At 56.3% G+C, this 25,227-nt stretch carries 19 protein-coding genes; 8 read left to right on the top strand and 11 right to left on the bottom strand.

Annotated elements, in window-relative coordinates; genetic code table 11:
- Positions 1-12: 12 nt before the first annotated feature.
- From VRC33_RS19365 to VRC33_RS19355, 3 genes are all read right to left on the bottom strand, one after another.
- The gene (locus VRC33_RS19365) at positions 13-1,512 is read right to left on the bottom strand and encodes an MmgE/PrpD family protein (RefSeq protein WP_338558450.1); all 1,500 of its coding nucleotides are present in this window, start codon (positions 1,510-1,512) and stop codon (positions 13-15) included.
- Between the two features lie 94 nt (positions 1,513-1,606).
- A complete protein-coding gene (locus VRC33_RS19360) occupies positions 1,607-2,773 on the bottom strand; it encodes an amidohydrolase (RefSeq protein ID WP_338567424.1) in 1,167 nt (388 codons plus the stop codon).
- On the bottom strand, positions 2,770-3,309 hold the full coding sequence (locus tag VRC33_RS19355; RefSeq protein ID WP_338558447.1) for a GNAT family N-acetyltransferase: 540 nt from the start codon (positions 3,307-3,309) through the stop codon (positions 2,770-2,772). Before VRC33_RS19355 ends, VRC33_RS19360 begins: the two co-directional genes overlap by 4 nt.
- Before the next feature lie 320 nt (positions 3,310-3,629).
- On the opposite strand from VRC33_RS19355, the gene VRC33_RS19350 reads away from it, so the two are divergent.
- The 3 genes from VRC33_RS19350 (at position 3,630) to VRC33_RS19340 (ending at position 7,407) form a co-directional block, all read left to right on the top strand.
- A complete protein-coding gene (locus VRC33_RS19350) occupies positions 3,630-4,700 on the top strand; it encodes an iron-containing alcohol dehydrogenase family protein (RefSeq protein WP_338558444.1) in 1,071 nt (356 codons plus the stop codon).
- Between the two features lie 52 nt (positions 4,701-4,752).
- Positions 4,753-6,060 carry an LLM class flavin-dependent oxidoreductase gene (locus VRC33_RS19345; protein WP_338558441.1) on the top strand — a complete coding sequence of 436 codons (1,308 nt, stop codon included), beginning with the start codon at positions 4,753-4,755 and terminating at the stop codon, positions 6,058-6,060.
- Positions 6,061-6,186: 126 nt separating this feature from the next.
- Positions 6,187-7,407: an aminotransferase class I/II-fold pyridoxal phosphate-dependent enzyme gene (locus VRC33_RS19340; protein WP_338558438.1), complete on the top strand. Its 1,221-nt coding sequence runs from the start codon at positions 6,187-6,189 to the stop codon at positions 7,405-7,407.
- 98 nt (positions 7,408-7,505) lie between these two features.
- On the opposite strand, the gene fucO is transcribed toward VRC33_RS19340, so the two are convergent.
- Entirely contained in the window at positions 7,506-8,657 is a 1,152-nt protein-coding gene (gene fucO / locus VRC33_RS19335) for a lactaldehyde reductase (RefSeq protein WP_338558435.1), read from the bottom strand.
- A gap of 224 nt (positions 8,658-8,881) precedes the next feature.
- On the opposite strand from fucO, the gene VRC33_RS19330 reads away from it, so the two are divergent.
- Entirely contained in the window at positions 8,882-9,586 is a 705-nt protein-coding gene (locus VRC33_RS19330) for a tetratricopeptide repeat protein (RefSeq protein WP_338576821.1), read from the top strand.
- 79 nt (positions 9,587-9,665) lie between these two features.
- Here the strand turns inward: VRC33_RS19330 and ampH are convergent, their stop codons facing one another.
- The 6 genes from ampH to VRC33_RS19300 all read right to left on the bottom strand — a co-directional run bounded on the left by ampH (position 9,666) and on the right by VRC33_RS19300 (position 19,678).
- Complete coding sequence (ampH, locus tag VRC33_RS19325; RefSeq protein WP_338558429.1) at positions 9,666-10,859, bottom strand: D-alanyl-D-alanine-carboxypeptidase/endopeptidase AmpH; 1,194 nt, start codon at positions 10,857-10,859, stop codon at positions 9,666-9,668.
- A gap of 382 nt (positions 10,860-11,241) precedes the next feature.
- Positions 11,242-12,804: a methyl-accepting chemotaxis protein gene (locus tag VRC33_RS19320; RefSeq protein ID WP_338558426.1), complete on the bottom strand. Its 1,563-nt coding sequence runs from the start codon at positions 12,802-12,804 to the stop codon at positions 11,242-11,244.
- A gap of 104 nt (positions 12,805-12,908) precedes the next feature.
- Positions 12,909-15,206 (bottom strand): phosphatidylglycerol--membrane-oligosaccharide glycerophosphotransferase, encoded by a 2,298-nt coding sequence (gene opgB / locus VRC33_RS19315; RefSeq protein WP_338558424.1) that lies wholly within the window; start codon positions 15,204-15,206, stop codon positions 12,909-12,911.
- 357 nt (positions 15,207-15,563) lie between these two features.
- Positions 15,564-17,069: an FGGY-family carbohydrate kinase gene (locus tag VRC33_RS19310; protein WP_338567423.1), complete on the bottom strand. Its 1,506-nt coding sequence runs from the start codon at positions 17,067-17,069 to the stop codon at positions 15,564-15,566.
- 13 nt (positions 17,070-17,082) lie between these two features.
- Positions 17,083-17,928, bottom strand: a complete 846-nt coding sequence (locus tag VRC33_RS19305) for an aldolase (RefSeq protein ID WP_338558420.1) — start codon at positions 17,926-17,928, stop codon at positions 17,083-17,085.
- Positions 17,900-19,678 (bottom strand): glycerol-3-phosphate dehydrogenase/oxidase, encoded by a 1,779-nt coding sequence (locus VRC33_RS19300; RefSeq protein WP_338558418.1) that lies wholly within the window; start codon positions 19,676-19,678, stop codon positions 17,900-17,902. The genes VRC33_RS19305 and VRC33_RS19300 overlap by 29 nt, the downstream gene beginning before the upstream one ends.
- 330 nt (positions 19,679-20,008) lie before the next feature.
- Here VRC33_RS19300 and VRC33_RS19295 point away from each other — a divergent pair, with 330 nt between their 5' ends.
- Both VRC33_RS19295 and VRC33_RS19290 read left to right on the top strand, forming a co-directional pair.
- The gene (locus VRC33_RS19295) at positions 20,009-21,160 is read left to right on the top strand and encodes an autotransporter domain-containing protein (protein WP_338558415.1); all 1,152 of its coding nucleotides are present in this window, start codon (positions 20,009-20,011) and stop codon (positions 21,158-21,160) included.
- A gap of 165 nt (positions 21,161-21,325) precedes the next feature.
- Positions 21,326-22,474: an alanine racemase gene (locus VRC33_RS19290; protein WP_338558413.1), complete on the top strand. Its 1,149-nt coding sequence runs from the start codon at positions 21,326-21,328 to the stop codon at positions 22,472-22,474.
- Positions 22,475-22,641: 167 nt separating this feature from the next.
- Here VRC33_RS19290 and VRC33_RS19285 read toward each other — a convergent pair whose 3' ends face one another.
- Positions 22,642-23,031, bottom strand: a complete 390-nt coding sequence (locus VRC33_RS19285; RefSeq protein WP_338558411.1) for a tautomerase family protein — start codon at positions 23,029-23,031, stop codon at positions 22,642-22,644.
- A 140-nt stretch (positions 23,032-23,171) separates the two neighbouring features.
- Between VRC33_RS19285 and VRC33_RS19280 the strand changes: the two genes are divergently transcribed.
- Positions 23,172-24,095 (top strand): LysR substrate-binding domain-containing protein, encoded by a 924-nt coding sequence (locus VRC33_RS19280; protein ID WP_338558409.1) that lies wholly within the window; start codon positions 23,172-23,174, stop codon positions 24,093-24,095.
- Positions 24,096-24,228: 133 nt separating this feature from the next.
- The gene (locus VRC33_RS19275) at positions 24,229-25,182 is read left to right on the top strand and encodes a WD40 repeat domain-containing protein (protein WP_338564578.1); all 954 of its coding nucleotides are present in this window, start codon (positions 24,229-24,231) and stop codon (positions 25,180-25,182) included.
- Positions 25,183-25,227: the final 45 nt, after the last annotated feature.

The raw sequence follows: 25,227 nt of genomic DNA, 5'->3' as shown, positions 1-25,227 counted from the left end.
TTAATTGCCCTTTTAGTTTGCTGAGTCAGATAGTGCCTCAGTAAGGATCGTAGTCAGCCTTGGCAACGAAGCTTTGGTGGCAAGCTGGCAGAGTGATGCAATCTCATGGACCAGACTCTGCGGCGCTGCACCCAGGCAGCTTTTCAGCTTCATCGCTAAATCTGGCGGGTTGGCCAGACTCTCTGATCTGGTCATCCGGCACGTCAGCGGTTCTGTGCCCTCAAACCAGATTGTTACCTGATGGAAACGGGCGGCAGGATTGATTTCGTCCGGCGGAGCCGAGAAATCAGGGTGGCGAGAAACACGTTCTGCCAGGCTGGCGATAACCGGGTTTACCGGGCCTTCTGCCACATCTTCCAGCGCCACGCCGTCATACAGCAGGCAGGAAGCGATCACATATTCCAGGCTGAAACGCGCCTCCATGCCCGTGGCGGGATGGGTGACGTTAGCCGCGATATCTCCACCCGGTGGGAAGGCCACTTCAATCCGGCCGATCGCTGCGGTCATCGCCTCCACGCTGCCCTGAAACTGTGCCAGAGCCAGACGCCGTAAACGGCGGGCCACATCGGCGGCAGTGTGGGTGCCTCCGCAGGTCGCATAAGGTTTGAATTCCAGCCCCGGCGAGACAATCCGCCACGGCTCAGCCCAGTGTTCTGTCAGGCGTGAAGGGTTACTTTGCTCACCGCAGCAGGCCAGCAGAAACGCCTCAATCACGCCCTGTGGCTGCCCTGCGAATCCCGCCAGCGTCAGTCTTGCTGCCACAACCGCTGCCTGAGCCGCCAATCCGGCGTGCAGCGGTTTTACCGCCGATCCAAACTGCGCCCGCAATCCGCTGGCCTGCGTCAGGGCGATGCCCAGCAGCGAGGCGGTCTGCGCTTCGGACGTTTTCAGCAGTCGCGCCACCGCAGCGGCCGCCGCCAGCGTGCCCAGCGTGGCGGTGCTGTGAAAGCCAGCCTTATAGTGCTGCTGCGTTGCCGCCAGCCCAAAGCGGCCCGCCACTTCCACGCCGATCGCATAAGCATCCAGGAAATTGTCAGCACTGACATTGACACCCGTGCTCTCAGTCCCATCATTATCTGCAGCACCAGCACCAGCACCAGCACCAGCACCAGCACCAGCACCAGCACCAGCACCAGCACCAGCACCAGCACCAGCACCAGCACCAGCACCAGCACCAGCACCAGCACCAGCACCAGATCCCGGCTGGGCCTCAGCAGCCAGCGCCAGCAGCGCGGGCAGGATTACCGTGCCGGGATGGCCGCGAAAATCGGGGTGGAAATCATCGTAGTCCAGCGCGTGCCCCGCATAGCCCAGCAGCAGGGCGTGAGTCTGTGCATCCTGCGCCTGATACACCTGACGCAAGGCGGTAAGCCCGCTGTCCTGAATATCGCCGCGCAGGATCGGCAGCGTTACCGCCACATAATCCAGCAATCCGGCTCTGGCCTTGTCGCGTGCTTCGCTGTCCGGCTGGCTGGTGACAATCAGCCGCGCCAGCTGTTGGGTGATCTCCATTAAAACTCCGGGAAGATGTTCATAATATTGCAACCGGTAAGGATCACCTCCGCCTGGCGTTGCAGTAAGTCAGCGGGCAGCGTCACCGTTTGATTCATGCCACGTCCTTACTCAGGGCAATCTTCTCCAGCGCCTGAACCGCCAGTTTCGCCAGATAATCTGAAGTAGGGAACAGCGCACGATCGTCCACCCGAAACTGCGGATGATGCAGCGCGAAGGGGCCGCCGGATCCGATCATTAAAAAGGCGCCGGGGATCTGCTGCTGATAAAAAGAGAAATCTTCGCCGATCGGGCTGGCTTCGATCACTCTGGCTTCGAAACCGGCCAGCGGAGCCTGCTCCAGAGCAAAATCCACCCATGCCCCATCGTTGATCACCGATGGCGGGCCAGCCTGCCAGTCCAGTTCAATGCGCGCTGCGAAAGTTTCACCCAGCCCCTGAGTCACCTGACGGAACCGCTGTTCAATCTTCTCGCGGGTCGCCTGGCTGAAGGTGCGGACGGTGCCTTCAAGCCAGGCACTTTCGGGGATCACATTCCAGGTTGTCCCGCTGTGGATCTGCGTGATCGAGACCACCGCATTTTCGCTGGAGAGCACGTTGCGGCTGATCAGCGTCTGAAGCGTGCCGATCAACTGTCCGGCGATCACGATCGGATCGTTGCCTTCATGTGGCTTAGCCGCATGGCTTCCCGTGCCGGTAATGGTAAGGGTAAAGCGATCGACGCCTGCGGTCAGCGGGCCACCTTTGCTGCCGATCACGCCAACAGGCAGGGAAGGATCGTTGTGGATGCCAAAGATCACCTCCGCCCGATCCAGCGCACCGGTGGCCAGCAACTCTGGCGCGCCCATGCCGGTTTCTTCCGCTGCCTGGAACAGGATCCGTACCCGGCCAGGCAGGCTTTGTTCTTTTTTCTTCAACAGGATAGCGGCACCCAACGCCGCCGAGGCGTGGAAATCGTGACCGCAGGCATGCATCACGCCAGGGTTTTCTGAGGTAAACGCCACGCCGGACTGTTCGTCTATGGGCAGGGCATCAATGTCTGAACGCAGCACAATCAGCGGCCCGCTCTCCGGCCCGACTTCCGCCACCAGCCCGGTGCGCAGCGGCAGATTCAGAATACGGATCTGATGTTTTTCCAGCGCTGCTCTGATACGCGCCGTCGTTTCCACTTCCTGATTTGAGAGCTCCGGGTAGCGGTGCAGCTCCTGACGAAAAGCGGTAATCCACTCAGCCAGCGGCTGATGTTCTTCAGTAACAGTCATGATTTTTCCTGACGGGTCGTTTTGTCGAGCCACTGTTGATGGGCGGCCGGATCGAGGATTTTTTTCATATACAGGGTGATATGGCCTTTGCCCAAATCGGTGAGATGCTGAGGCTCAAAGCCGCGCTGCAGGTACATCTCTTTCAGCCACGGATGGCTGGTGGCGGTGCCGAGGGAGACGGCCGGCGCTTTCAGTTGCCCCCGCAAAACATGCTCTTCCACCCACTCGAGCATCCTGCGGCCAAACTGTTGCCCTTTGTATGCCGGGTCAGTGCCAAACCAGCCAATGTGCGGCAGGCCAAACGGCCCCGGCAGCGGCCCCCAGGGAAAACGTAAGGTCAGCGAACTGGCGAGTTTATCTTCTGCAAACAGGCCATAGACGGCATGCTGCTGCAAATGCTGCGTGACGCGTTCCAGATCGGCGGTGGCGGCATCAAAATGGATGCCCAGCTCGCGGATCGGGGCGTAGGCCGCCAGCATCAGCGCTAAATAATCGTGACGATCGTCAAGCGTGAGCTGACGGAAATGCAGATTCATGCGGTGCTCCCTGTGCTGGAATGAAAGCGAAAAGTTCGGGTCCGGTCTTTTATTATTAAATCTGGTGGCGGATGGAATAAATCAGGCCAGAGTAAATTTTGCCACAGCCTGTCCCCAATCCCCTTAGCTGTTATTTGCATAAGCTCTTGCGAATTTGTCGCATAGGATCAGAAAAGCTCGATTGCTTATGCGGTTTTCTTTGTAGCATGATGAAAGCACTGATCTGTCGCCCCTTCCCGGTAAAGTTTCGCGGATGCTCAAACTATTTACAGGGAATTATTCGGACTTTTCCACGCAGAATAAAATATAAAGGTCACAGCGTGTTTTCTATTAAATCACCGAAAAACTATTCGCAGCTTCCAGGTATCCGCTCGAAAGCAGGGGAATTAATTGCGCCCCTGTCACATCACCTTTTTATTATCTCCAGTCCCAAAGCCTGGCAGGCGGTAAACCCTGAATTAGGGGCCAGCCTGGCGGCCAGCGGGATCCGTTATGAACTGGCAATGCTGACTACCGAATGCACTGAAGAGGCGATAGCCGATTTCACTGCGGCGATGCAGCACAGCACGGCATCGCTGGTGTTGGGGGTGGGCGGAGGCCGCGTGCTGGATGCCGCCAAAGCGGTGGGCAACGCGCTGGAAAACGTCGCTATCGTCACTATGCCCACCCTGGCCGCCACTTGTGCCGCCTGGTCGCCGATCAGCATTCTTTATACCGCCAGCGGCGGTCATCAGCGCAGCCAGCCACTGAGCCGGATGCCGGATCTGGTGCTGGCCGACAGCGAAGTGATCGCCCGCAGCGACGTTCGCTATCTCAAAGCGGGCATCGTGGATGCGCTAGCCAAATGGTACGAGTTCCAGCCTTATCAGCAGAAAAACCCGGACAATTTAGCGCTGAATCTTAAAGCCCTGATGGCACGCCAGGCGCTGGAAGTGTTCCAGAAGTGGGGTGCGCAGGCGGTACTGGATAACGCGCAGGGCGTTGTCACGCCAGCGCTGAGTAAGGTGATTGAAGCCTGCATCGTGCTCGCGGGCATGGCGAACAGTATCCGTGATGCTGACCCGACGCCGGGATTTGCGCACGCCATTCACAATCGCCTTACGCATCAGCCGGAATTACACCGCTGGCTGCACGGTGAGAAAGTCGGCTTCAGCCTGCTGGTGCAGTCGTTTATGCAACATCCCGACGGCCAGCCGGATGCAGAGTTACTGGCTCTGCTGCGTCAGTATGATGCGCCGCTAACGCTCTCTCCGCTCACCGGCAATCGCCCTGAAGCGATTGCCCGCATCGCCCGTGAAATTAAATTTTCTCCAGCCAGCGCGATGAGACTGCCTTTTGAGATCTCCCCGCAGGCGTTAGAGAAAGCGCTGCTGGCCACTGAGATCGGTTAACCCTTTTTGCGCAGGCTACTGAAGCCTGCGCCACTTCATTCCAGGATAATTTATGACTTCTTCAACTTCAGCTTCACGCCAGCTTCGTCTGGGCCTGTTTGTTCAGCCTCTGGGTCACCACGTCAGCGGCTGGCGACTGACCAGCGATTTGGGTTCGCCCACGGACATCGACTGGCTGATCAAAATTGCCCAAAAGGCGGAATCCGGCCTGTTTGATATGTTCTTTGTTGGCGATGCGCTGGCGACTAACGTCCACCGTCTGCCCTCCACCATGGCGCGACTGGAGCCGCTGACGCTGCTTTCAGCGCTGGCCGTTTCCACCAGACATATCGGCCTGGCGGCTACGGCTTCCACCACCTTCAGCGATCCCTTTACCCTGGCGAGAAGCTTCTCGTCCATCGATCATATCAGCCGTGGCCGCGCCGCCTGGAACGTGGTGACCTCATTCTCCGCTGACGTGGCGCGTAACTTCAGCCGCGACGATATGCCAGCTCATGCCGAACGCTACGCCAAAGCCCGCGAGTTCCTGGACGTCTCTTTCAAGCTCTGGGAAGCCTGGGAAGCGGGCGCTGTGCAGCCGGATGCCGCCAGCGGCCGCTATTTTGTCGATGACAAAATCAACGCGATCGATCATCAGGGCGAGCATTTTCAGGTGCAGGGGCCACTGAATATCTCCCGTTCTCCGCAGGGCAGGCCGGTAATTATTGAAGCGGGCTCGTCGGAAGAGGGACAGGCGCTGGCAGCCGCAACGGCTGAAGTAGTGTTTACCGCCTCGGCCAGTCTGGAAGAGGGGCAGGCGTTCTACCGTTCGCAAAAACAGAAGGTCAAAGAGGCGGGACGCAATCCGGACCATTTATTGATTCTGCCGGGCGTGATGCCGATTGTGGGCCGCACGCTGGAAGAAGCCAAAGCGACCTGGAAAGAGCTGAATTCGCTGGTGGATATTGAGAACGGCCTGCGCCAGCTCTCCTCACGCTTTGGTATGGATCTGAGCCAGTTCCCGCTGGATGGCCCGGTCCCGGAAGCGCCAGAGGGCGAAGGGAACAAGAGCCGGGTAAAACTGTTCACCGACATGGCTAAGCGCGACAACCTGACATTGCGTGAGCTGGCCGCCGTTGCAGCCGGTTCCCGTGGGCATCGGGTGGTGGTGGGCACGGCGAAAGAGATCGCCGATGATTTCCAGCAGTGGCTGGAGCAGGAAGGCGCAGATGGCTTCAACATCATGCCGGCGACCATGCCAGAGCAGCTGGATCTGTTTATCGAGCTGGTGGTGCCAGAGTTGCAGCGCCGTGGCCTGTTCCGCGAGGAATATCAGTACCCCACGCTGCGCGAGAATCTGGGCCTGCCAGACTACCAGTAAATACACATTCACCGGGAGCAGATGTTCTCCCGCTGAAGGTCAGAATGGCGCTTCCGGCTTCTACCGGGAGCGCCATCAATATGCCCGGATGTGCAGCCATTTACGCCTTTCAAGCGAGATCTCACTATGACCCTTCAGCTCTCCACGCGCGTACAGCGCGTCTCTCTGTCCGCTAATGCGGCGGCCCGTCAGCTTACCCAGCGCCTGAAAGCGGAAGGGGTGGATATTCTGGACCTCACCCTGGGCGAGCCCGATTTCGATACGCCAGAGCATATTAAACAGGCGGCATATCAGGCGATTGCGCAGGGCGAGACTAATTACACGCCAACGCCCGGCACGGCAGCCCTGCGTGAAGCGGTGCAGCAGAAATTGCAGCGTGAAAATCAGCTGGCTTACGGGGTGAATCAGATTGCGATCGCCAACGGCGCCAAGCAGATTATTTTTAATGCCTTTGCCGCCACGCTGAATGAGGGGGATGAGGTGCTGGTGCCGGTGCCTTACTGGCCGACTTTCCCGGACAGCGTGAAATTCAACGGGGGCGAGCCGGTGTTGCTGAACTGCCCGCTGGAGCAGGGCTTCAAACTTCAGCCGCAGCAGCTGGCTGACGCGATTGGCCCACGCACTCGCTGGCTGGTACTTAACTCGCCGGGGAACCCCAGCGGGGCGGTCTATGATGCCGAAGAGCTTGCCGCACTGGCAGGGGTGCTGCGCCAGCATCCTGATGTGTTAGTGCTGCTGGATGAGCTGTACGAACATGTGCTGTTCGATGGTCGTGAACATCGCAGCCTGCTGAACGTTGCGCCGGATTTACAGGATCGTATTTTGCTGGTGGGCGGCGTCTCCAAAACCTATGCCATGACCGGCTGGCGTATAGGTTACGGAGCAGGGCCGAAAGCGCTGATCGATGCGATGGTGGTGGTGCAATCGCAGAACAGCTCTGGCGCAGGATCGGTGAGCCAGGCGGCAGCGGTGGCTGCATTCAACGGCGGGCTGGATTTCCTGGTACCACAGCGGGAAGCTTATCAGCAGCGCCGCGATATCCTGATCGATGCACTGAGTACGGTAGAGGGGCTGGATGTGGTCTCCCCTGCAGGTGCCTTCTTTGTATTAGGCCGCTGTGCGGGCGTACTGGGCCGCAAAACGCCGCAGGGTAAGGTGCTGGAAAGCGAAGACGACGTGATGGCGTATCTGCTGGAAAACGGTGTCTCTGGCGTGGCGGGCAGCGCTTACGGCCTTTCACCTTATTTCCGCCTGTCGATCGCTACCGATCACGACACAGTGCGTGAAGCCGGACGCCGTATTCAGGAGGCGTTTGCAACGCTCAGCGCGCCTGAAACAGACCGTTAAGCGCCTGAGCTGAGGAGGCCGGAAGTATAGCCCTGCGGAGTCTGGCGTTAATCCTGTCGTTAAGCGGTGCAGGTTTTATCCGCCTGCACCTCATCTGCTTAATAAAGCTGACGATACAGCTCAGTAATATCCGCCAGAGTGGCTTCCCGTGGGTTGCCACCGGTGCAGACATCGTCCAGCGCAGCCTGCGCCAGGGCGGGAATATCCTCCTCCTTCATGCCCACCTCACGCAGCCGGGTGGGGATGCCCACATCGGCTGAAAGCTGTCTCACCGCGTCAACCGCTGCGTAACGCGCTTCGCTCAGGCTCAGGCTGCACACTTTCGCCACCTTCATCGCGCGGGCGATATCGCGGTATTTTTCTCCGGTAAAGTCGGCGTTCCAGGCCATGACGTGCGGCAGAATAATTGCGTTAGCCACGCCATGCGGAACGTTGTAGAACGCGCCCAGCGGATGAGCCATGCCGTGGACTAATCCCAGCCCGACGTTAGAAAAGCCCATTCCGGCAATGTACTGGCCCAGCGCCATATCCTCCACGCCCTGCGCCTCCCCGGCTACCGAGGCACGCAGCGAACGATTGATGATCTGAATGGCTTTCAGGTGCAGGGTATCGGTCAGCTCCCACGCGCCTTTGGTGATAAAGCCTTCAATGGCGTGCGTCAGCGCATCAATACCGGTTGCGGCCTTGAGCGCAGGCGGCATGCTGGCCATCATCTCCGCATCAATAATCGCCACGACCGGGATAGCGTGAGGATCGATGCAGACGAATTTACGGCGGTGCTCTTCGTCGGTGATGACGTAATTGATGGTGACTTCGGCGGCGGTTCCTGCGGTGGTTGGGATGGCAATGATCGGCACGCAAGGATTGCGGGTATTCGCCATGCCTTCCAGACTGCGGACATCGGCAAACTCAGGATTGTTAACGATCGTCCCAATGGCTTTGGCTGTGTCCTGCGGAGAGCCACCGCCAATGGCAATAAGATAATCTGCACCAGAGGCTTTAAATAATTCCACCCCTCGCTGCACTACCGCAATGGCGGGATTGGGCATCACCTCGTCATAAATCATAAACGGCAGTTGATGCCGGGCCAGCAGGGCGGTGACTTTTTCCACCACGCCCGCTTTAATCAGGGCTTTATCAGTGACCAGCAGAGCTTTTTTAAAATCACGCTGCGTCACCTCATTAACGATTTGCGAAAGGGAACCGGCCCCAAACCAGGCGGTTTCATTTAATACCATTCTGTGTTGCATAGTTGCTCCTGTAGAGAAGGATGATGATTGAAAGCGCTGGAGGGAAATATGCGGAGGTCTGAAAAGGGCGATATTGACGGGGATCAGGGAGTCATGCTTCAGGGGTAATAATAAACGTTCCGGGTAGTGGGCCAGGGGATCTGGCAATCAATTCGTCCGGCAGCGGCGCTTTACGCTACTATCCATTGATGACTGATTAACAAGATAAATAAAAAGGATTTACTATGTCTCGCTTAACTCTGGCTGTTGCGCTGCTTTTAGTTTCTGGCACTGCGCTGGCCGATGCGGATCATCCTGAAGCCGACTGCGCAAAAATCAAAAATTATGCCGCAGCGGGCGATCGCGCTTACAAGGCGAAACAGTATGACAAGGCGCGTGACAGCTATATCGAACAGGTGGGCTGGAGTGAAACCTGCCAGCTGCCCGACAGCGTAATAGCCACTGCTTATAACAATGTGGCGCTGACGCTGATTCGTCAGGGGCAATATAGCAAAGCCAGAGCCTGGCTGATGATTCAGGAACAGGATGCAAAATCGCAGTACAACCTGAATCTGATCAAAGAGAAACTGGCGGCGCTGCCTGCTCCGGCTGGGCCGGAAGGTGAGTACTGGCAATATGCCGGACGCGGAATGTGGAACAGTTACGTCATCAAAAAAGCAGGCAAGAAATACACGCTCAACTTCGACGGCGTTTATGCTGGCCTGATGGCGATGTATTACGGCCCGAATATCGGCAGCCTGCAGGGTGATGTGGCTATCGCTGATAACCAGGGCGTTTTCCATCAGGGAAGTGAAACCAGCGCGGAGAGTGAGAGCCAGTGTGATATCAGCCTGACTTTCACTTCAGAGAGCCTGACCACCAGGGTCGGGGGGGATTGTGGCTTTGGGCACAATGTTTCCGCGCAGGGGGAGTATCGTCGGGTGCAGTAATTATAACGGAGAGTTGCAGAAGGATATATTTTACAAAATTAACCGGCGCGGAAAATTATTCCACACCGGTTAATCAGGGTTAATTCGACATAATACTCGCCGCTAACTGGGCGCTGTCCGGGGTATTACCAATTAATTCGGTAAGCAGATTGTTTACGCCATCGCTCATTGGAGTGAAGCGGGTCTGTGGAGAGCGGGTAACCACAATAAACACGCCCACGCTGTACTGCGGCACCATCGCCATATAGGTGATAAAACCGCCGCCGCCACCCGTTTTCTGGATGATGCCAGGCCGGCCACCCTGAGGGGCCATATAAACCCAACCCATTCCCAGCGCCGAGGCTTTGCCCGGCACATCCATGCCGTCCACTCTGGTCAGCTGCGCACGCTGATAAATCATGGTCTGGATGCGGTCTGCCTGCGTAGTGCGCGCATGGACATCAGATGACAGGAACTGCTGCATCCAGCGGCCCATATCATCCGGCGTGGAGTAAACGCCACCGCTGCCAATCGCCGCCAGGGTATTCATACAGGGGCTGGCACCTTTAGCGGCTACCATCAGGCGGCCACACTGGTCTGGCGAAGGAGTGAAGGTGGTGTCTTTCATGCCCAGAGGGCGGGTGATTTCTCGCTGTAACAGCGTCTGATAGGGCACGCCAGCGGCTCTGGAGAGCGCATCACCCAGCAGATCGAAAGCCAGATTGGAATAGGCAGCCTGAGTGCCCGGAGCCGCCTTCAGCCGCGCACTCTCCAGCCAGTTCCAGCGCTGAGTGTGGGTCGGCCAGACAAACACCGGCCGCTGAGGTTTGCCGCCGGGTTGCTCACGGGGCAGCCCGCTGGTGTGCGTTGCCAGGTTAATCAGGCGGATGGTCTGCCCGGCATACGTCGGCACGCTGCTGCCTGAGGGCGCATATTTGCTCAGCGGATCGTCAAGACGCACCACGCCCTGTTCTGAGAGCTTTACCAGCAGTTCGCTGGTCATCAGTTTGGTCAGCGAAGCGATGCGGATAACCGAATCTTTCTGCGGACGGACTTTGCTGCCCGGACGGATTGCGCCCTGGCTGGCAAACACGCGCTGATTGGCATCAATCGCCACCATCGCCATGCCGGTAGCCCTGGTGTTATAGAAGATGTTCTGCGCATAGCGGTCAACAATCTGGGAGGCCAGCAGCGGATCCGGGGCGGTTTTTGCCGCCATGCCGCTGAGCGGAAGGGCAACAACCAGTAGTGCCAGCAAACGGTGAAGAAGGGGTTTCAACGTGCGTGTATCCATCTGAGTCAGGGCTAAGAGAATTCGTATAGTAATCTGTTTTAACCTGGCTTAAAAAGGCATCAGCCCGCTTTTTTTTACCGCGTAGCATGGGATGCACAAGTTGCCGTTTCGCTTGTCTGGTGGGTTTGCGTAAGGCTGGTGCAATGGCAAAAGAAAAAGGGACGAAGTCATTCGCCCTTTCAGACTACTGACGAACCCGAAGCGATGGGAGCCTGTGCCTTGAACAAAGCATCACGGGCCACGGACGGCCCGTGCTGAGCTGCCATGGATGGCGCTTTTTGCGTCTTTGTGAGAGGCACAGGCTCCCTGAGCCTGCACTTTGTTCATAACCTCAAGAGGCGAAGTGATTCGCCTCTTGTTTTGAGGGTAATGCTAAAGACTGTTAAACCAGAGCCGGGTTAACTTTGAACACGCTGATGGCATCAGAAAGCTGCTCTGCCTGCTCCTGCAACGACTGTGCGGCTGCGGCAGACTGGTTCACCAGGGCAGCGTTCTGCTGGGTCACCTGATCCATCTGGGTGATCGCCATGCTGATCTCATCGATACCGGTGCTCTGTTCGGTGCTGGCGATGGAGATTTCACCCATGATAGCGGTGACGCTCTTCACGCTGTTCAGCACCTCATCCATAGTGGTGCCTGCTTTCGCCACCTGCTTGCCGCCTTCATCCACTTTGGCTACGGAATCTTCAATCAGCTGGGCAATCTCTTTGGCGGCTGAAGCGGATCGCTGAGCCAGGCTGCGAACTTCAGAAGCCACTACCGCGAAGCCTCGTCCCTGCTCACCGGCACGGGCGGCTTCTACTGCGGCATTCAGCGCCAGAATATTGGTCTGGAAAGCGATGCCGTCAATGACGCTGATGATATCAACAATCTTTCTTGAAGAGCCGTTGATCATCTCCATGGTGCTGACAACCTGCTTCACTGCATCGCCACTCTGGGTCGCCACTTTGGAAGCCAGCGCCGCCAGTTCATTGGCCTGACGGGCGTTATCCGCATTCTGCTTCACGGTAGAGGTCATCTCTTCCATGGCGGAAGCCGTCTCCTCCAGCGAGCTGGCCTGCTGCTCGGTACGGGAAGAGAGGTCCATATTGCCGCTGGAGATTTCCGTGGAGGCAGTGGTAATCAACTCGGTACCTGAACGCACCTCCGTCACGATGCGCAGCAGGTTTTCATTCATGTTTTTCAGCGCCTGCATCAGCTGGCCCGTTTCATCGCTGGAGGTGACGTTGATCACCGTGCGCAGGTCGCCTGCCGCCACGTTTTCCGCAATGTTTACCGCTTCACGCAGCGGACGGACAATAGAGCGGGTCAGCAGGAAGCCAAGGATCACAGCCACAACCACCGCCAGCGCGGAGAAGATCAGCGTAATCTGAATGGCTGTGGTGCCATCCGCTCCGGCGTGTTCGCCCTCTGCCTGCAACTGCTGTGACTGGGAATCAGCAAAGTCAGTGGCCAGTTTCAGAAACGCATTTTGCGAAGGCGTCAGCTTAACCAGCACGTAATCAGCGGCACCGTCTTCATCGCCGGCACGCACTAAATTCAGTGCAGTTTGTTTGGCATTTTCAAAAGTCTGAGCGGCATCTTTCACCGCCTGGATTTTCTTTTTTCCTACTGCTGTAGTCTGAAGACGGGAGATTTTTTCAATCGACTTGTTCGTATCCTGAGTCGCCTGATCAAGCTGGCCAAACCGTTTTTTATTGAATTCCGGGCGGGAAGTATCAATCACTAACCCGCGCAGATATTTAATTTGATCGTTAACGCCATCACGGACGTCAAAAGCCAGTCTGACCTTGATATAGCGATCGCTGACGATGCTGCTCACCGCATCATTGATGCTGTGAATTTTTACCACTGCTGTTGCGCTTACGATGATTAAAAGCAGGATCACAAGACTGAACGCAGCGCCGAGACGGATCCCGACCTTCATATTTCTCACAGATGCCATTACCTGATTTCCTTTTTATTTCAGGGCTGTTTGCGCCCATTGAAGCAAAGTAAATCGGCACAACTGGCGAAAACTTGACTGAAATCTGTGAGATTGTTCACATTTTATTCGGTGGCGCTGACCTGCAGGCTCACCAGGCCAATGCCCAGTTTACGGGCAGCGAAACCATCAATGGCTCCTTCAGCCGTCTCTTCCGGGGAAGGCGGCAGGATCTCAATCGTCCGGGCCTGAGACGGATTAGAGAAGTGAACTTTCACCGTGCTGTCCGTATTGCCAAGGGTGATTTTTTGCGTGACGTCTCCCACTTTGAGGGTAAACGGCTGCTGGCTGTTTTTACCAAAGGCACGGGCAGTCAGCGTCAGATCAAAGGCCGCAGGCAGCGGTTCAAGGTACTGAATGGTCACCGTTGGCAACAGATTCGCATCCGACCAGCGTCCCGCCCAGGGTTCGATAAAGGACAAGCCAGTGACTTTCTGCACCTGCTTTGGCAGGCCCGGCAGGCCGAACAGGATACGGTCGGAGGTGTAACGCAGATCCTCATCGGTCACTCTCAACCGGGTAACGGTCTGCTGATAGCGATCGTCACTTTGAGTGCCCGTCTGTTTGAAGGTAACAGTCCCGGACGTCATCCCCATTTTTACCGGGGTAATCTGCGGAGGAGAGTTAAGGGTGCCATCCGCAATGCAGAGGTTTGGATTCAGTTCAAGCTTCTGGTCCCAGACATCACCCATCTTAAAGCAGCGATCTATCCAGACAAATTTCTCATCCGGGGCAAACTTCGCCAGCTGCTGTTTCAGCGGGGCCGCCAGATAGACATCAAATTTTGGCTCGATTTTACTTGGCTTCACCGACAGCAGCAGCGGCAGCTTGAAGTGCACGCCAGAGAAGCTGAAGGTGTTTTTACCGGTATCAATTTTGTAATCCGAGATAGATTTCGGGAAGTTCCACAGCTTGATAACGTCCGGCTTCCACTCGTTGATTTTCTCTTTGATGTTCAGGTAGGTTGCCACAAGCGAGGTGGAAGAGAGGCTGCTGCGCCCCAGACCAATAAAGTTATCGCCGCCCATCGCATCCAGCACGGTCGCGCCATTATCCAGGGTGCTGCGTTTCACCGGGAGCACTTTGCTGCTGACGTTATCGCCGCGAACCATAAAGAACAGGTCTTTCCGGTCGTGCTGGGCAAGGTATTTGAAGGCGGTGTTGTTCATCGCCAGATGGTCTGAGCTGACTACAATAATGGTGTTTTTGAAGTAAGGCGTTGCCTGAATCCGCTGGATCAGCCGGGCAATATGCTCCTGGCTACAGGCCACTGCCGCGAATGATTTGTTGGCTTTCCCCTCAAAGGGATAGTCTTTGCGCTGGCAGGATCGGGAGATAAATCCATCAGGGTGATGGGTGTCTACCGTCAGGGCAAACAGTGAGAACGGACGGTTCTGCTTTGCCAGCTCGAGATATTTATCAAACACCACATCCAGCAGCGTATCGTCATACCAGCCCCAGTCATTGCGGTAGTTGGGATCTTTCACCACGCTTTTCAGCTCTTTAAAGCCGTACATATGATCGAAACCGTGGGAAGAAAGAAACAGATCTTTTCCGGCAAAGCTCAGGCTCGCGCCCTGATAGAAATAGTTCTGGTAGCCTGATGATTTCAGGATATCGCCCAGACAGACGTTCTGCGGATAGAAGGTTGAGAGGGAGCTGGAGGCGTTGCCATCAAAAGGCGCAAACAGCGGGATGCCACACTGGGAGGCGACCATGCCCGCAATGGTGTATTCGGTGCCGGGCAACTGCTCGGTATTACTGAAATCATACGCACTGTTTTTTATCTGACTCAGTTCCGGTGCCAGTCCGGGAAAGGCTTTTTCATCAAAATAGGTGCGTTCCAGGCTTTCCGCATAGATATAAACCAGATTAGGCTTATCGCCACGCAGTTGCTTCCCTGGCACTTTGTAATGAGTGTAAAAATCTGAACTGCCTTTGCCTACCTGGGATTTAATCAGGCTGGCAACCTGCTGATAAGCTGGCGTGGTTTTAATTGAAGCCAGCGCCAGGACCACCGCTAACAGGCTGTAAATCTGACTGGCACCCCGGCCTTTGCGCAGACGTAAAATCCAGGAGAGCAGACCAAATAACAGCACCAGGCCAATAATAAGCCCCGCCGCAGGCAGCAGATATTTACTGACGCCCGCACCGCTCAGGCTGCTGGTAATCGTATAAATAACGGCGTCGTTAATTCCCTCGCCGGTAAAATAATTACTCGCAAGCATTGAGGCATTAAGAATGATATAGATGCCAAGGATCAGCAGAATAGCGGTAAACCACAATGCGTTTCTTCCGGCTTTCCAGGTGTAAAGCGATACTGAAGCAGCAAACAGCGCCAGTGAAAGTAATTCTGAACCCATGAGTTATTTTTATCCTCAAACTGGCGCAATCTCTGCCCTGTGCCGGAGATAGTAGTGGTCGGATTTGCGCGGAATAAGCCAATTTAGCGCAGCGAATTATCCCTGGCAATATCGTTACGAGGTAGAGCAATGTCCCCGTGTGCTCCCTTTATTGCAGCCTGTTTACACTTTGTTTAACTTTGCATTAATCCGACATGGCTGACGCTAACGTGTTCTTCTGCCCCGTTTCGCTTTAGTCGGAACAAAACCGGGCCAATGACAGGATGTGGTGGGGTTAAAAGCCGGGAAGGGGGCAGAACTGGTTAATTAAATTAATGTGGCAACCCGCCTTCCGGGCTGCCGGTGGGTTGTCGGAATTCAGATTTCTGTCACATTCTGATCGTTCAGCTCCTGATGCCACAGGCTGTCCATAGCCAGCTCCAGCTTTTTGAACAGCCTGTAACGGGGATCGTGAAAGGCATGGCGGGCCTCATCGGGTTGCAGCGTTTCCGGGTTCAGTTTCACTGCCTGAGCAACCCCCGCAGCCAGATCCGGCCACAGGCCGGTGCCAACCCCGGCGCAGATAGCGGCACCCAGGGCTCCGGTCTCTTTGCACTCCGCCACCCGAATCGGGATCCCAAGCACATCCGCAAACATCTGTGGCCAGATGCAGCTGCGTGTAGCCCCGCCGGAGAGGGTGGCAGAGGTGAAGGGAAGCCCGGCAGCCCGAAGGCGATCGATATGCGCACGGTGGGCAAAGGTGACGCCTTCAAACAGCGCGAACAGCATATCTGCACGGGTGTGCCAGCCGCTTAATCCGTAAAAGCCCGCTTTGGCAGGCTCTTCTTTACGCCCTGAATAGAGGTAGGGATGGTAGACCGGAAGGTGGGCATCGGGCCGGACCTGGGCGACAAGATCGCTGCTGCGTTCTGCACCGCTGCCGCCACGGCCATCGGCAAATTCACGGACAAACCAGTCCAGATTGGCCGCTGAAGTGGCGCTGGCTTCAATCGCCATATAACGATCGCGTTCAACGATTGAGTTCATGAAGATCGGGCGCAAATAGTCCGGGCGCGCCACGATCACCTGATTGATGCTCCAGGTTCCGGCCACAATTGAGGCTTCTCCTGTATTCACCACACCCGATCCCACGGCGCTGGCTACCACATCAAAAATACCCGCCACCACCGGGATCCCCTGCGGCAGGCCGGTTAACTGCGCGGCTTTGGCACTAATGTGCCCCACCACATCACAGGAGTGGTGCAGCGGCGGGAGCAGGGGAAGCGCATCAGCCAGATCGTAAAGCGCCATAAGCGCTTCACTGTATCCCCGGACGCGGTGATCCAGTAGCCCCGACCCGGCTGCATCAGAGTAGTCGCCGCTGATTTCACCGCTGAGAAAATGGGTAATCACATCTTTGGCGCAGAGCAGATGGCCGATCCGGTGATAGCACGCCGGATCGTGATGCTTCAGCCAGCTCAGCAGCACGGGCGTGGAGCTGGCCCAGACTTTTTGCAGCGAGCAGGCATAGATAGCCGCAGCGGCACCGCTCTGCTCCAGCGCCTGCGCCCTGTCAGCCGCCCGGCTGTCAACGGACTGGATGCCGATCAGCGGGCGCTGCTGCCGATCCAGTGCATAAAGGCCGTTGCCGTGGCCTGCGGCCCCCACGGCGATCACCTCAGCATCCGGCATTTGCGCCAAACAGGCTTTGATGGCGGTAGTCACGCCCTGCCAGACCTCGGTGACGGGGCGTTCAGCGTATCCTGGCCTGGGCTGGTGGGTTTCCCCCGCGCAGCTGGCGACAGCGCGGACGGTGCCGTCCAGGTCGAACAATACCGCTTTGATCATGGTGTTTCCGGCATCAATACCCAGCAGCTGGCTCATGGCTTTCTCCGGTTCAGTCGGCGCGCTGGCAGATCGCCAGCGCCTCCTCTCCACTGGCTCCCTGATGAATGATTGCCATCAGGGCTGCGACCACGCGGGCAGGGTGGCTGTGCTGATATACGTTACGGCCATAAACCATGCCGGATGCGCCCTGAGCCATCAGTGCCGCGCTTTTGGCCAGCACCGGTCTGAGTTCTCCTTTGCCGCCGCCACGAACCAGCGTCGGGCAGCGGGCGGCTTCCACTATGCGATAAAACTCTTCAACATTGTCCGTTGGATCGACCTTGATAATGTCCGCGCCCAGTTCCCTTGCCAGCCTGACCAGCGGCACCATTTTTTCAACATCGCCCAGCGAACCATAAGCTGCGCCCTGCCCGGCAGGGGCCATTACGAGGGGCTCAACCATCAGCGGCATGCCGTAACGCTCACAGGCGTGACGCAGGCGGCCAATATTGTCGATGCACTGGCGCAAGATGCCGGGTTCATCCGGGATCAGATAGAGATTGACCACCACGGCGGCGGCATCCAGCTGTAGCGCAGCCAGAATCGGGTCCTCCGGGTTGTGCAATACCGCCCACATTTCGCGGTGGCGGGCGGCGTTATAGGCGTTACCGACATCCGTTCTCAGCACCAGGGCGGGTTTTTGTCGCTGGGGCAACTGCTGGAGCAGATCGGCCTGGCCATAGTTCACCTGAATGGCATCGGGCTGTGCAGCCACCAGGTTCTGCATCACGCTGGTCATATCCTCCAGCCCTGTTAAGAAATCGGGCTCGTTGGCGATGCCGTGGTCGATAGCCACATCCAAACATTTGCCCTGATTAAAAAGCCGGTTAAGCCTGACTTTCTGACTGGCTGGCATTAAGCGGCTCCTTATCAGTGGCCACGGGAGAGAGCCTGCCAAGGCCGTGCAGCCTGGCAAGACGTGAAAGGGTTTCCGAGAGATGCTGCTGCTGTTGCTGAGGCGTCCAGCCACGTTCTTCGGCCATCAGCTGTGCCACTTCTTCAATCAGCGGCAGGGTAAGCTGACCGCTGATGGCGAGCGTGGTACGCCTGACCAGCAAATCTTCCAGCGTCTGGACCTGTTCATGCCGGATCAGGAAAAGCAGCTCATTCTGGCTCCAGTCAGGGTTGTGATGCAGGGGGTGATCGGGGTGCAGTCGCATAAAGGCCATGACTGGCTGAGCATGGGTGCCATAGCGGGAGGTCAGTTGTGTAACGCGGGCAGGAGAGAGGCTGTACTCACTGCTCAGCTCTTTTATCCAGTTTGATTTACGTGAGGAACCCGGAAAATTGCGCCCTCCGCCAATCGCCAGATTGATGGTGCTTACCTTGCGTTTTCGGCCCAGTAACTTCAGCACCCTGTCTGCGGCCTCTTCGCCAAATTTCCGGAAGGTGGTCCATTTACCGCCGACCAGACAGAGCGTGGTGAAATCCCGCCCGGCCTGGGGCGGTAACAGCACCAGCGAATGGTTGCGTGAAATGGTGCTGTTGGTTGCGGCTTCACTGGTGGGCAGCGGACGGACGCCGCTGAAGGTATAAAGGATATCTTCACTTTTTATCGCCAGCCGGGGGAAAACGAAGTGCAGGGATTCAAGAATGTACTGCTGTTCAGCCGCTTCACAAACCACCTCGTCCGGCTCGTCCACCCGGATATCGGTGGAGCCAACCAGCACGTTGCCATACCACGGAAACATGATGCAGACCCGGCCTTCCTGATTTTCGTAATAGACCATTTCACCATCCAGCATCTGCAACAGCTCCGGGCTGCGAATAATCAGATGTGACCCTTTGGTGCCGCCAATCAGTTTACGTTGCGGTAAGGCGGGGCTTAACGTGCCGTTGAGCCGGTCAATCCATGCGCCGGTGGCGTTTACCACCACATGTGGCTTCAGGGTAAAAGTTTCTCCGCTGAAGGTGTCACGAAGGGTAATGGTTTCGCCGTCGCAGCTCTCCAGACTGAGGTAGTTCAGCGCCAGCGATTCAGGCGCAGAGCGCTCGGTATCGTTGATCAGTTCAAAGCCCAGACGCTCCGGGGCGGCAATCCACGCATCATAGTAAGCCACGCTGTATTTCACCCATCCGGCAAAGCCCGGCCAGCGCTGATGCGTCTGTTGCTGATTATGCAGCTGATGTTTGGGCAGGGTGCCGTAGCGGCGGGACCAGGTGTCATACAGCGTCAGCCCGGTTTTAAGCACCAGCGCTCCCCGGCGGCTGGGCGTCTGGCTGAGGCGCATAAAGCGTCTGGCGGCATTGATAAGCCCACCGCCCCAACTGTCGATGGGCACGGTGGTGCGCAGGGGGGCGACGTAGTGAGGGGCATTTTTCAGCAGCCGGTCGCGTTCCTGCACCGACTCTTTGACCAGCGCAAACTCGCCGGTTTCCAGATAGCGTAATCCGCCGTGGATCATGCGCGACAATGCGCCGCTGGCAGCCTGGCACCAGTCTCCTTTTTCCACCATTACCACCGGGATCCCCTGCAGGGCCAGCTCGCGGAAGGTACTGATGCCGTTAATGCCGCCTCCGACAATCAGTACCGGCGTGCGGGTAATCTGCCGCAGGCGCGCCAGCCTGGCCTGGCGATCGTCGGATCTGCTGCTCTCTGATGCCATGTTTTCCTCCTCAACGCTTCCTTGTGAGGTATAGCCAGGCCGGCTGAGAACACCAGGGTGATGTTGCAAAACTGTTAACCAGAACGGCTTTGATCGCAGAGCGATAAAACGTGTTGAGGGAAATCAAGAAAACCACTGCTGGCGCCTGACTTAACTCAAACAGAGCACAAAATGGCTATAATCGTGAGAAAGTAAGTCAGAATACATATTTTGTTAAGTTTTACCCCCGAAAAACCGCACAAAATGGTCAGGAAAGCAGATTGTTTGTAACGGATATCACGCTACTATCTCCGCCTTAAAAAGTAGAACAATTATTCACAGGAATACAAAATGTTAACAAAAATGCGCTTTTTATCTCAGGCCATTGGTCTGGGGCTGCTGGTGGGCAGTGCGTCTTTTGCCGCGAACGCAGAGATTACCGTCCTGAAACAGGACCCGCAGGCGGGCGACCCGTTAAGCCGCCTGAACTTCACCGTGGGTGGCAGTATCCGTCCGCAGTTCAATAACATGACCGGCGGCGGCGATAACGGTTCTTACAAACGTAACGGCTTTGATGGCGGTACCCGTTTCCGTTTCCTGGCTGATTACTACCTGTTCGACGATATCAGCTGGGTGGGTTACTACGAGCTGGGCGTTAATATCCCGGCAGTGTTCGACTGGGATCATCATTACGCTGACGGCGCTAACGACACCAGCCGTCGCATGATGTACACAGGTTTCCAGAGCAAAACCTGGGGTAAACTGACTTTCGGTCAGCAAAACAGCGTTTATTATGATGTAGTCGGTGCGAAAACGGATATCTGGGATTACGACATGCTTGCCCAGGCACCGGGCAACGGCATTAACGGCGACTACGACGGTTCATACCGTTCACGCAAAATGCTGAAGTACAAAAACACCTTCGGTGATGCGGATGTTTACGCCTCATACCTGTTCAGCGATAATGAATACCTGCCGGGAAATGGCCTGCGTTATAAGCGCAAAGGCGGCGGTTCGCTGGGTGTGGATTATCATCTGACCAAAGATCTGACCTGGGGTGCCGCATGGAACTATACCCGTGCTGATATGCGTAACCCTGGTACGACAGAGTCTAAAACCTACGATCAGAATATCTACGGGACCTCTCTCAGCTGGAAACCGGATAACTGGACCTTCAGCTTCGGCGGCGGCTATTACCAGAACTTCCTGACTACCAAACAAGTCGATGTGGATAACTACTTCGCGGGCGATGCCTGGGGCGTTGAGTACCTGGCGGGTTATACCATTCCAGTGGGCCAGTACGCGCTGAAAACCGTGATGCCATACTTTATGGGTGACCGTCTGGAATACGTTAACGGCCGCAATTATCAGCGCATTGATAACGGTGTGGGCGTGACTTTCCAGCTGGATTACGGCTTCCGTGTTGATTACGAACACGTCTTTACCTCCAGCACCGATAACCTGGGCGATATGAACCTGGTTCGTCTGCGCTACGACTTCTGATTTTCTGCCGGATGCTGAAGGGCTGACAGCCCTTCAACCTTCCCGCAAAAACCGCAACGCCCTGGCTTATGCCGGGGCGTTTTTTATTCTGCCGACAATCCCTTCTTTGAAAAACCGCCCTGTGGTAGAAAGTCAGGAGACTGTTTACCACCAGAGGGAGGAAATATGAATTCATTAAAGGCTGAAGGGGAAGGTGAACGCCCGGTTTATGACGATCGGCTGACGCCCTGGCTTGAGCTGGATGCCCGGCGGCTGGAGCGGAATTTACAGCAGATGCAGCAGCATGCACTGGCAGGTGGCGTGCAGCTTCGTCCCCATGTGAAAACCCACAAAAGCCTGACAATTGCCCGCCGACAGATTGAACTGGGCGCGACGGGGATCACCGTTTCTAAACCCAGCGAAGGCGTGGTGTTCATTGATGGCGGCGTGCGTGATGTTCTGCTGGCTTATCCGGTTGTCCGGGCCGACACGGTCAGTGAACTTTTCGCGGCGGCTTCCCGCACAGCAACAAAACTGGGGGTGATTGTTGCCGCAATCGAGGGGGTTGAGGCAATAGCCCAGGCCAAAGCCGCAGTTGAATCACTGAATTTATCCGTCTGGATCAAAGTGGATGTGGGGCTGGGGCGCGTTGGCGTCAATCCTGAAGGCGATGAGGCACGGGTTCTGGCTGAGGCCATCAGCGCCGCCGGGCTGCAATTTGCCGGGCTGCTTTCACATGCGGGCCATGCCTACGGCGCGCAGGACCCGGAGCAGATGGCGAAGATTGTGCAGGCGGAAGCCCGCGCTATGCAGACTTTGCGCCAGCGTCTGCAACAGGCTGGATTCAGCCCTTGCCTGCTTTCTGTGGGATCAACGCCGTCCATCATGGGAGCGCCCTTACCGGCAGGGTATGACGAAATTCGGCCAGGCAACTACTCCCTGCTTGATTTGACCGGGGTGCGGCTGGGGCTTTGTACGCTGGACGATCTGGCGCTGACAATAGTGGCGCGGGTGGTGGCAGTGAACGATCGCTATGCGATTGTTGATGCCGGTTCCAAAGCGCTGAGTTCTGACAAAGGGCCGCATGGCACCTCAGCCGCTGATTTTGGTCTGGCTATCAACGCCCTGAACCATCAACAGTATCGCGTGGAAAAACTCTCCGAGGAGCACGGCTTTATTCCACATAATGGAAATAGGCCGGAACTCGGCAGTTTGATGCGGATCTATCCCAACCACTCCTGTGCCGTGATGGCCTGCTTCAATCAATTTGTGATGCGAAAGGAAGAGGGAGAGGCAGAAATTTATCCTGTGGAGGCCCGCGGGAAATTTCTGTAAAGGGGGCGGCTTTATTCTCCGCACGGAGGAAATTCCTCTGTCACGGAGATAAGGGCGCGCTGTTCGGGCTTGTTTTCAGATCGGGCAGCCAGCTTCCACTCAGGAGGGCGCAGGAGCGATGAAAATCCTCTGCGCCCTGTGACTGAATCACTGGCGGCCAGGACGTTTTACAAATCGCCAGTCATGTATTGCGCAACGCCGTTGCCAAAGCTCCAGTCACCTTTACCGTTACTGATAAAGCTGATCATCACATCGCTTGCCAAAATTCCGCAGCTCTCTTTAAATTCCCGGCAAAGCTCAGCCATAAAGAACTGCTTCTGTTCGTCGCTGCGTGGGCTGGTAAACACCCTGACCATCACCAGATTGTCCGTGCGGGTCAGTCCCAGGCCAGTATCCTCAAAAACCATCTGATATCTTTTGTTTTCGTGAACAATCTGGTAACGATCGCGTTCAGGCACCTTAAACGCTGCCAGAACCGCGCGGTGAGCGGCATCTAACAACGTTTTTGTCTCAGACTCTGAACGACCCTGAATAACATCAAATTGCAGTAATGGCATAATTTAATCCCTGAATAAGTTGAATTAGCTGGCTAACCGTCGTTGTGGCCGTCGACGTTCTGAAGCTTACTTTAGGAGGTAAAAGGGCAGGGAAAAAGCGCTATACTTGAATTGATTATTTACTCTACTGAACAATCAATATGAAAGATGTGAAAACTGATGCGCTGTGGATCCACCTCCACTGGCTGACCGTGCTGGCAGAGCAGGGGAGTTTTACCCGTGCTGCCGATCGCCTGGAAGTCAGTAAAGCGGCGATGAGTCAGAAGATTAAAGAGCTTGAGCATCTGGCCGGCGTGCCACTGGTGACCAGAACCACCCGCAGCGTGCGTCTTACCAGCGCAGGCGAGAAGCTGGTGGAAGAGTTACGCCAGCCTTTTGCCCAAATCGAACAGAGTTTTTTCAGCGTGCGGGACTCCGCAGGGCCGTTACGCGGCCTGGTCAGGGTGACAGCGCCCGTGGCTTTTGCCCGGCAACAGCTGGTTCCTCATATCACCGCTTTTTTACAGGAGCATCCTCAGGTTCGCGTGCAGCTGGAGGTGTCTGACAGGCTGGTTTCCCTTGCCAGCGAGGGGTTCGATCTCGCCATCCGCCACAGTGATACGCTGCCAGAAACCCATGTAGCGCTGCCTCTTTGCGCGACCAGAGCGCAGGTTGTAGCTTCTCCCGCCTATCTGGCGCGGCAGGGTTTTCCAAAAACGCCTGCCTGCCTGAGCGAACACCAGTGCCTCTATTACCCCCGTGGGACAGAAACTCCCCGCTGGACGTTTGCCTCCCGTCAGCCTGATCGGCAGTCGGTCACGGTCAACGTCACCGGTCCTTTTGCTACCAATAACAGTGAATCGATCAGGGATGCCGCTCTGGAAGGGTTAGGGATTGCTCTGCTGCCAGATTTCAGCGCACGCACGGCACTGAGTGAAGGACGCCTGGTTGAAATTCTGCCGGAATGGCAAACCGTGGGGGCCTTTGCAGAAACACTCTATGTGGTGCGCCCCTGGTCTGCTCAGGTTCCCCGTGCGGTAAGTGGCTTTATACACTGGCTCAGGGAAGCATTTCAGTCAGCGTGACAGGCCTTGCACATTAGCATTTGAATTTCATAATATTTTTTGAAAATTAGTTATTAGTGAAGCTGCGGCCCACTTGTGCTGACGTCATGCACTACCTTTAAATGAAATGTTCATTTTAAAGAAGGAATTTGTGATGTCGCACGCTCACTATGGTTTGATCGCGGTTGATAAGCAGGGCAGCAGGGTGCTGTTTCTTAATCCGGAGACGTTTGCTGTTGAACGGGAGCTTAATGCTTTTCCGCCGCGTCCGCATGAGTTGCTGATCCTGCCGGATCAGCATAAAGCCTATGTGCCAATCTTTGGGGATGGCATTCACGGTGATAATCCGCATCCGGGCCATAAAATTGCGGTCATCGATCTGCGCAGCCGGCAGATCAGCGGTTTTATCGATCTCAGGCCTTTTGAGTCACCCCATACCTCCCGACTGGGAAGCGATGGCTATGTTTATCAGTGCTGTGAAAACAGTGCGATGATCCTGGTTATCGATCCCGACACCGACAGGATCGTCTCCAAAATTGCCGTGCCTTCACATAACACCCATCGTCTGACGGTCCTGCCTTCTGGCCGTAAGCTGTTTACCGACAATGAAGAAGATGCCTCCATTACGGTAGTGGCGCTGGCAGAGGGGAAGGGCGAGGTTATCGACACCATCGCTATGCCGGGCCCGATCAATGGGATTGCGGCATCACCCACTTCCCCCTGTCTGGTGGCTACGGATGGCGACCAGCCACGCCTGTACGTGCTGGATACGGAAAGCCATCAGCTCATTGATACTCTCCCTCTTGAGGGCCATCAAAAGGCTTCGCAAATTACCCGGTTCAGTGAGGACGGCTCCCTGCTGGTGGTGATTGGTGACCAGGAACCGGTGATCAGCCTGTTTGATGGCGAGCTGAATCCGCTGGGGCAGGTCAGGGTGGGCAATAAGCCTATGGATGGCTGTTTCAGTCCTGACAACAGCACGCTGCTGATCGCCAACGAGGATGACGGCACGCTTAGCGTTATCGATATTGCCAGCCTGACCGTGACCGCCACGCCTTCGGCAGGGCGGGGATGTGAAGTGCTGAGCTATTTTGCGCTGAGTGGCTGAGTAAGTCAGTTGATGGCCGATCGGGGGCAGGTCAATTGCTGAAAA

Origin of the sequence: Erwinia sp. E_sp_B01_1, assembly GCF_036865545.1 — a bacterium.
Classification (GTDB): domain Bacteria; phylum Pseudomonadota; class Gammaproteobacteria; order Enterobacterales; family Enterobacteriaceae; genus Erwinia.
Note: the sequence above shows the minus strand (reverse complement) of the source record. Positions and strands in the feature narration are given on the sequence as shown.

Excerpts from the sequence above, each read along its gene's own strand:
- VRC33_RS19365 (WP_338558450.1), bottom strand. The coding sequence starts at position 1,512 with ATGGAGATCACCCAACAGCTGGCGCGGCTGATTGTCACCAGCCAGCCG.
- VRC33_RS19360 (WP_338567424.1), bottom strand. The coding sequence starts at position 2,773 with ATGACTGTTACTGAAGAACATCAGCCGCTGGCTGAGTGGATTACCGCT.
- VRC33_RS19355 (WP_338558447.1), bottom strand. The coding sequence starts at position 3,309 with ATGAATCTGCATTTCCGTCAGCTCACGCTTGACGATCGTCACGATTAT.
- VRC33_RS19345 (WP_338558441.1), top strand. The coding sequence starts at position 4,753 with ATGACTTCTTCAACTTCAGCTTCACGCCAGCTTCGTCTGGGCCTGTTT.
- VRC33_RS19340 (WP_338558438.1), top strand. The coding sequence starts at position 6,187 with ATGACCCTTCAGCTCTCCACGCGCGTACAGCGCGTCTCTCTGTCCGCT.
- fucO (WP_338558435.1), bottom strand. The coding sequence starts at position 8,657 with ATGCAACACAGAATGGTATTAAATGAAACCGCCTGGTTTGGGGCCGGT.
- VRC33_RS19330 (WP_338576821.1), top strand. The coding sequence starts at position 8,882 with ATGTCTCGCTTAACTCTGGCTGTTGCGCTGCTTTTAGTTTCTGGCACT.
- ampH (WP_338558429.1), bottom strand. The coding sequence starts at position 10,859 with ATGGATACACGCACGTTGAAACCCCTTCTTCACCGTTTGCTGGCACTA.
- VRC33_RS19320 (WP_338558426.1), bottom strand. The coding sequence starts at position 12,804 with ATGGCATCTGTGAGAAATATGAAGGTCGGGATCCGTCTCGGCGCTGCG.
- opgB (WP_338558424.1), bottom strand. The coding sequence starts at position 15,206 with ATGGGTTCAGAATTACTTTCACTGGCGCTGTTTGCTGCTTCAGTATCG.
- VRC33_RS19310 (WP_338567423.1), bottom strand. The coding sequence starts at position 17,069 with ATGAGCCAGCTGCTGGGTATTGATGCCGGAAACACCATGATCAAAGCG.
- VRC33_RS19305 (WP_338558420.1), bottom strand. The coding sequence starts at position 17,928 with ATGCCAGCCAGTCAGAAAGTCAGGCTTAACCGGCTTTTTAATCAGGGC.
- VRC33_RS19300 (WP_338558418.1), bottom strand. The coding sequence starts at position 19,678 with ATGGCATCAGAGAGCAGCAGATCCGACGATCGCCAGGCCAGGCTGGCG.
- VRC33_RS19295 (WP_338558415.1), top strand. The coding sequence starts at position 20,009 with ATGTTAACAAAAATGCGCTTTTTATCTCAGGCCATTGGTCTGGGGCTG.
- VRC33_RS19290 (WP_338558413.1), top strand. The coding sequence starts at position 21,326 with ATGAATTCATTAAAGGCTGAAGGGGAAGGTGAACGCCCGGTTTATGAC.
- VRC33_RS19285 (WP_338558411.1), bottom strand. The coding sequence starts at position 23,031 with ATGCCATTACTGCAATTTGATGTTATTCAGGGTCGTTCAGAGTCTGAG.
- VRC33_RS19280 (WP_338558409.1), top strand. The coding sequence starts at position 23,172 with ATGAAAGATGTGAAAACTGATGCGCTGTGGATCCACCTCCACTGGCTG.
- VRC33_RS19275 (WP_338564578.1), top strand. The coding sequence starts at position 24,229 with ATGTCGCACGCTCACTATGGTTTGATCGCGGTTGATAAGCAGGGCAGC.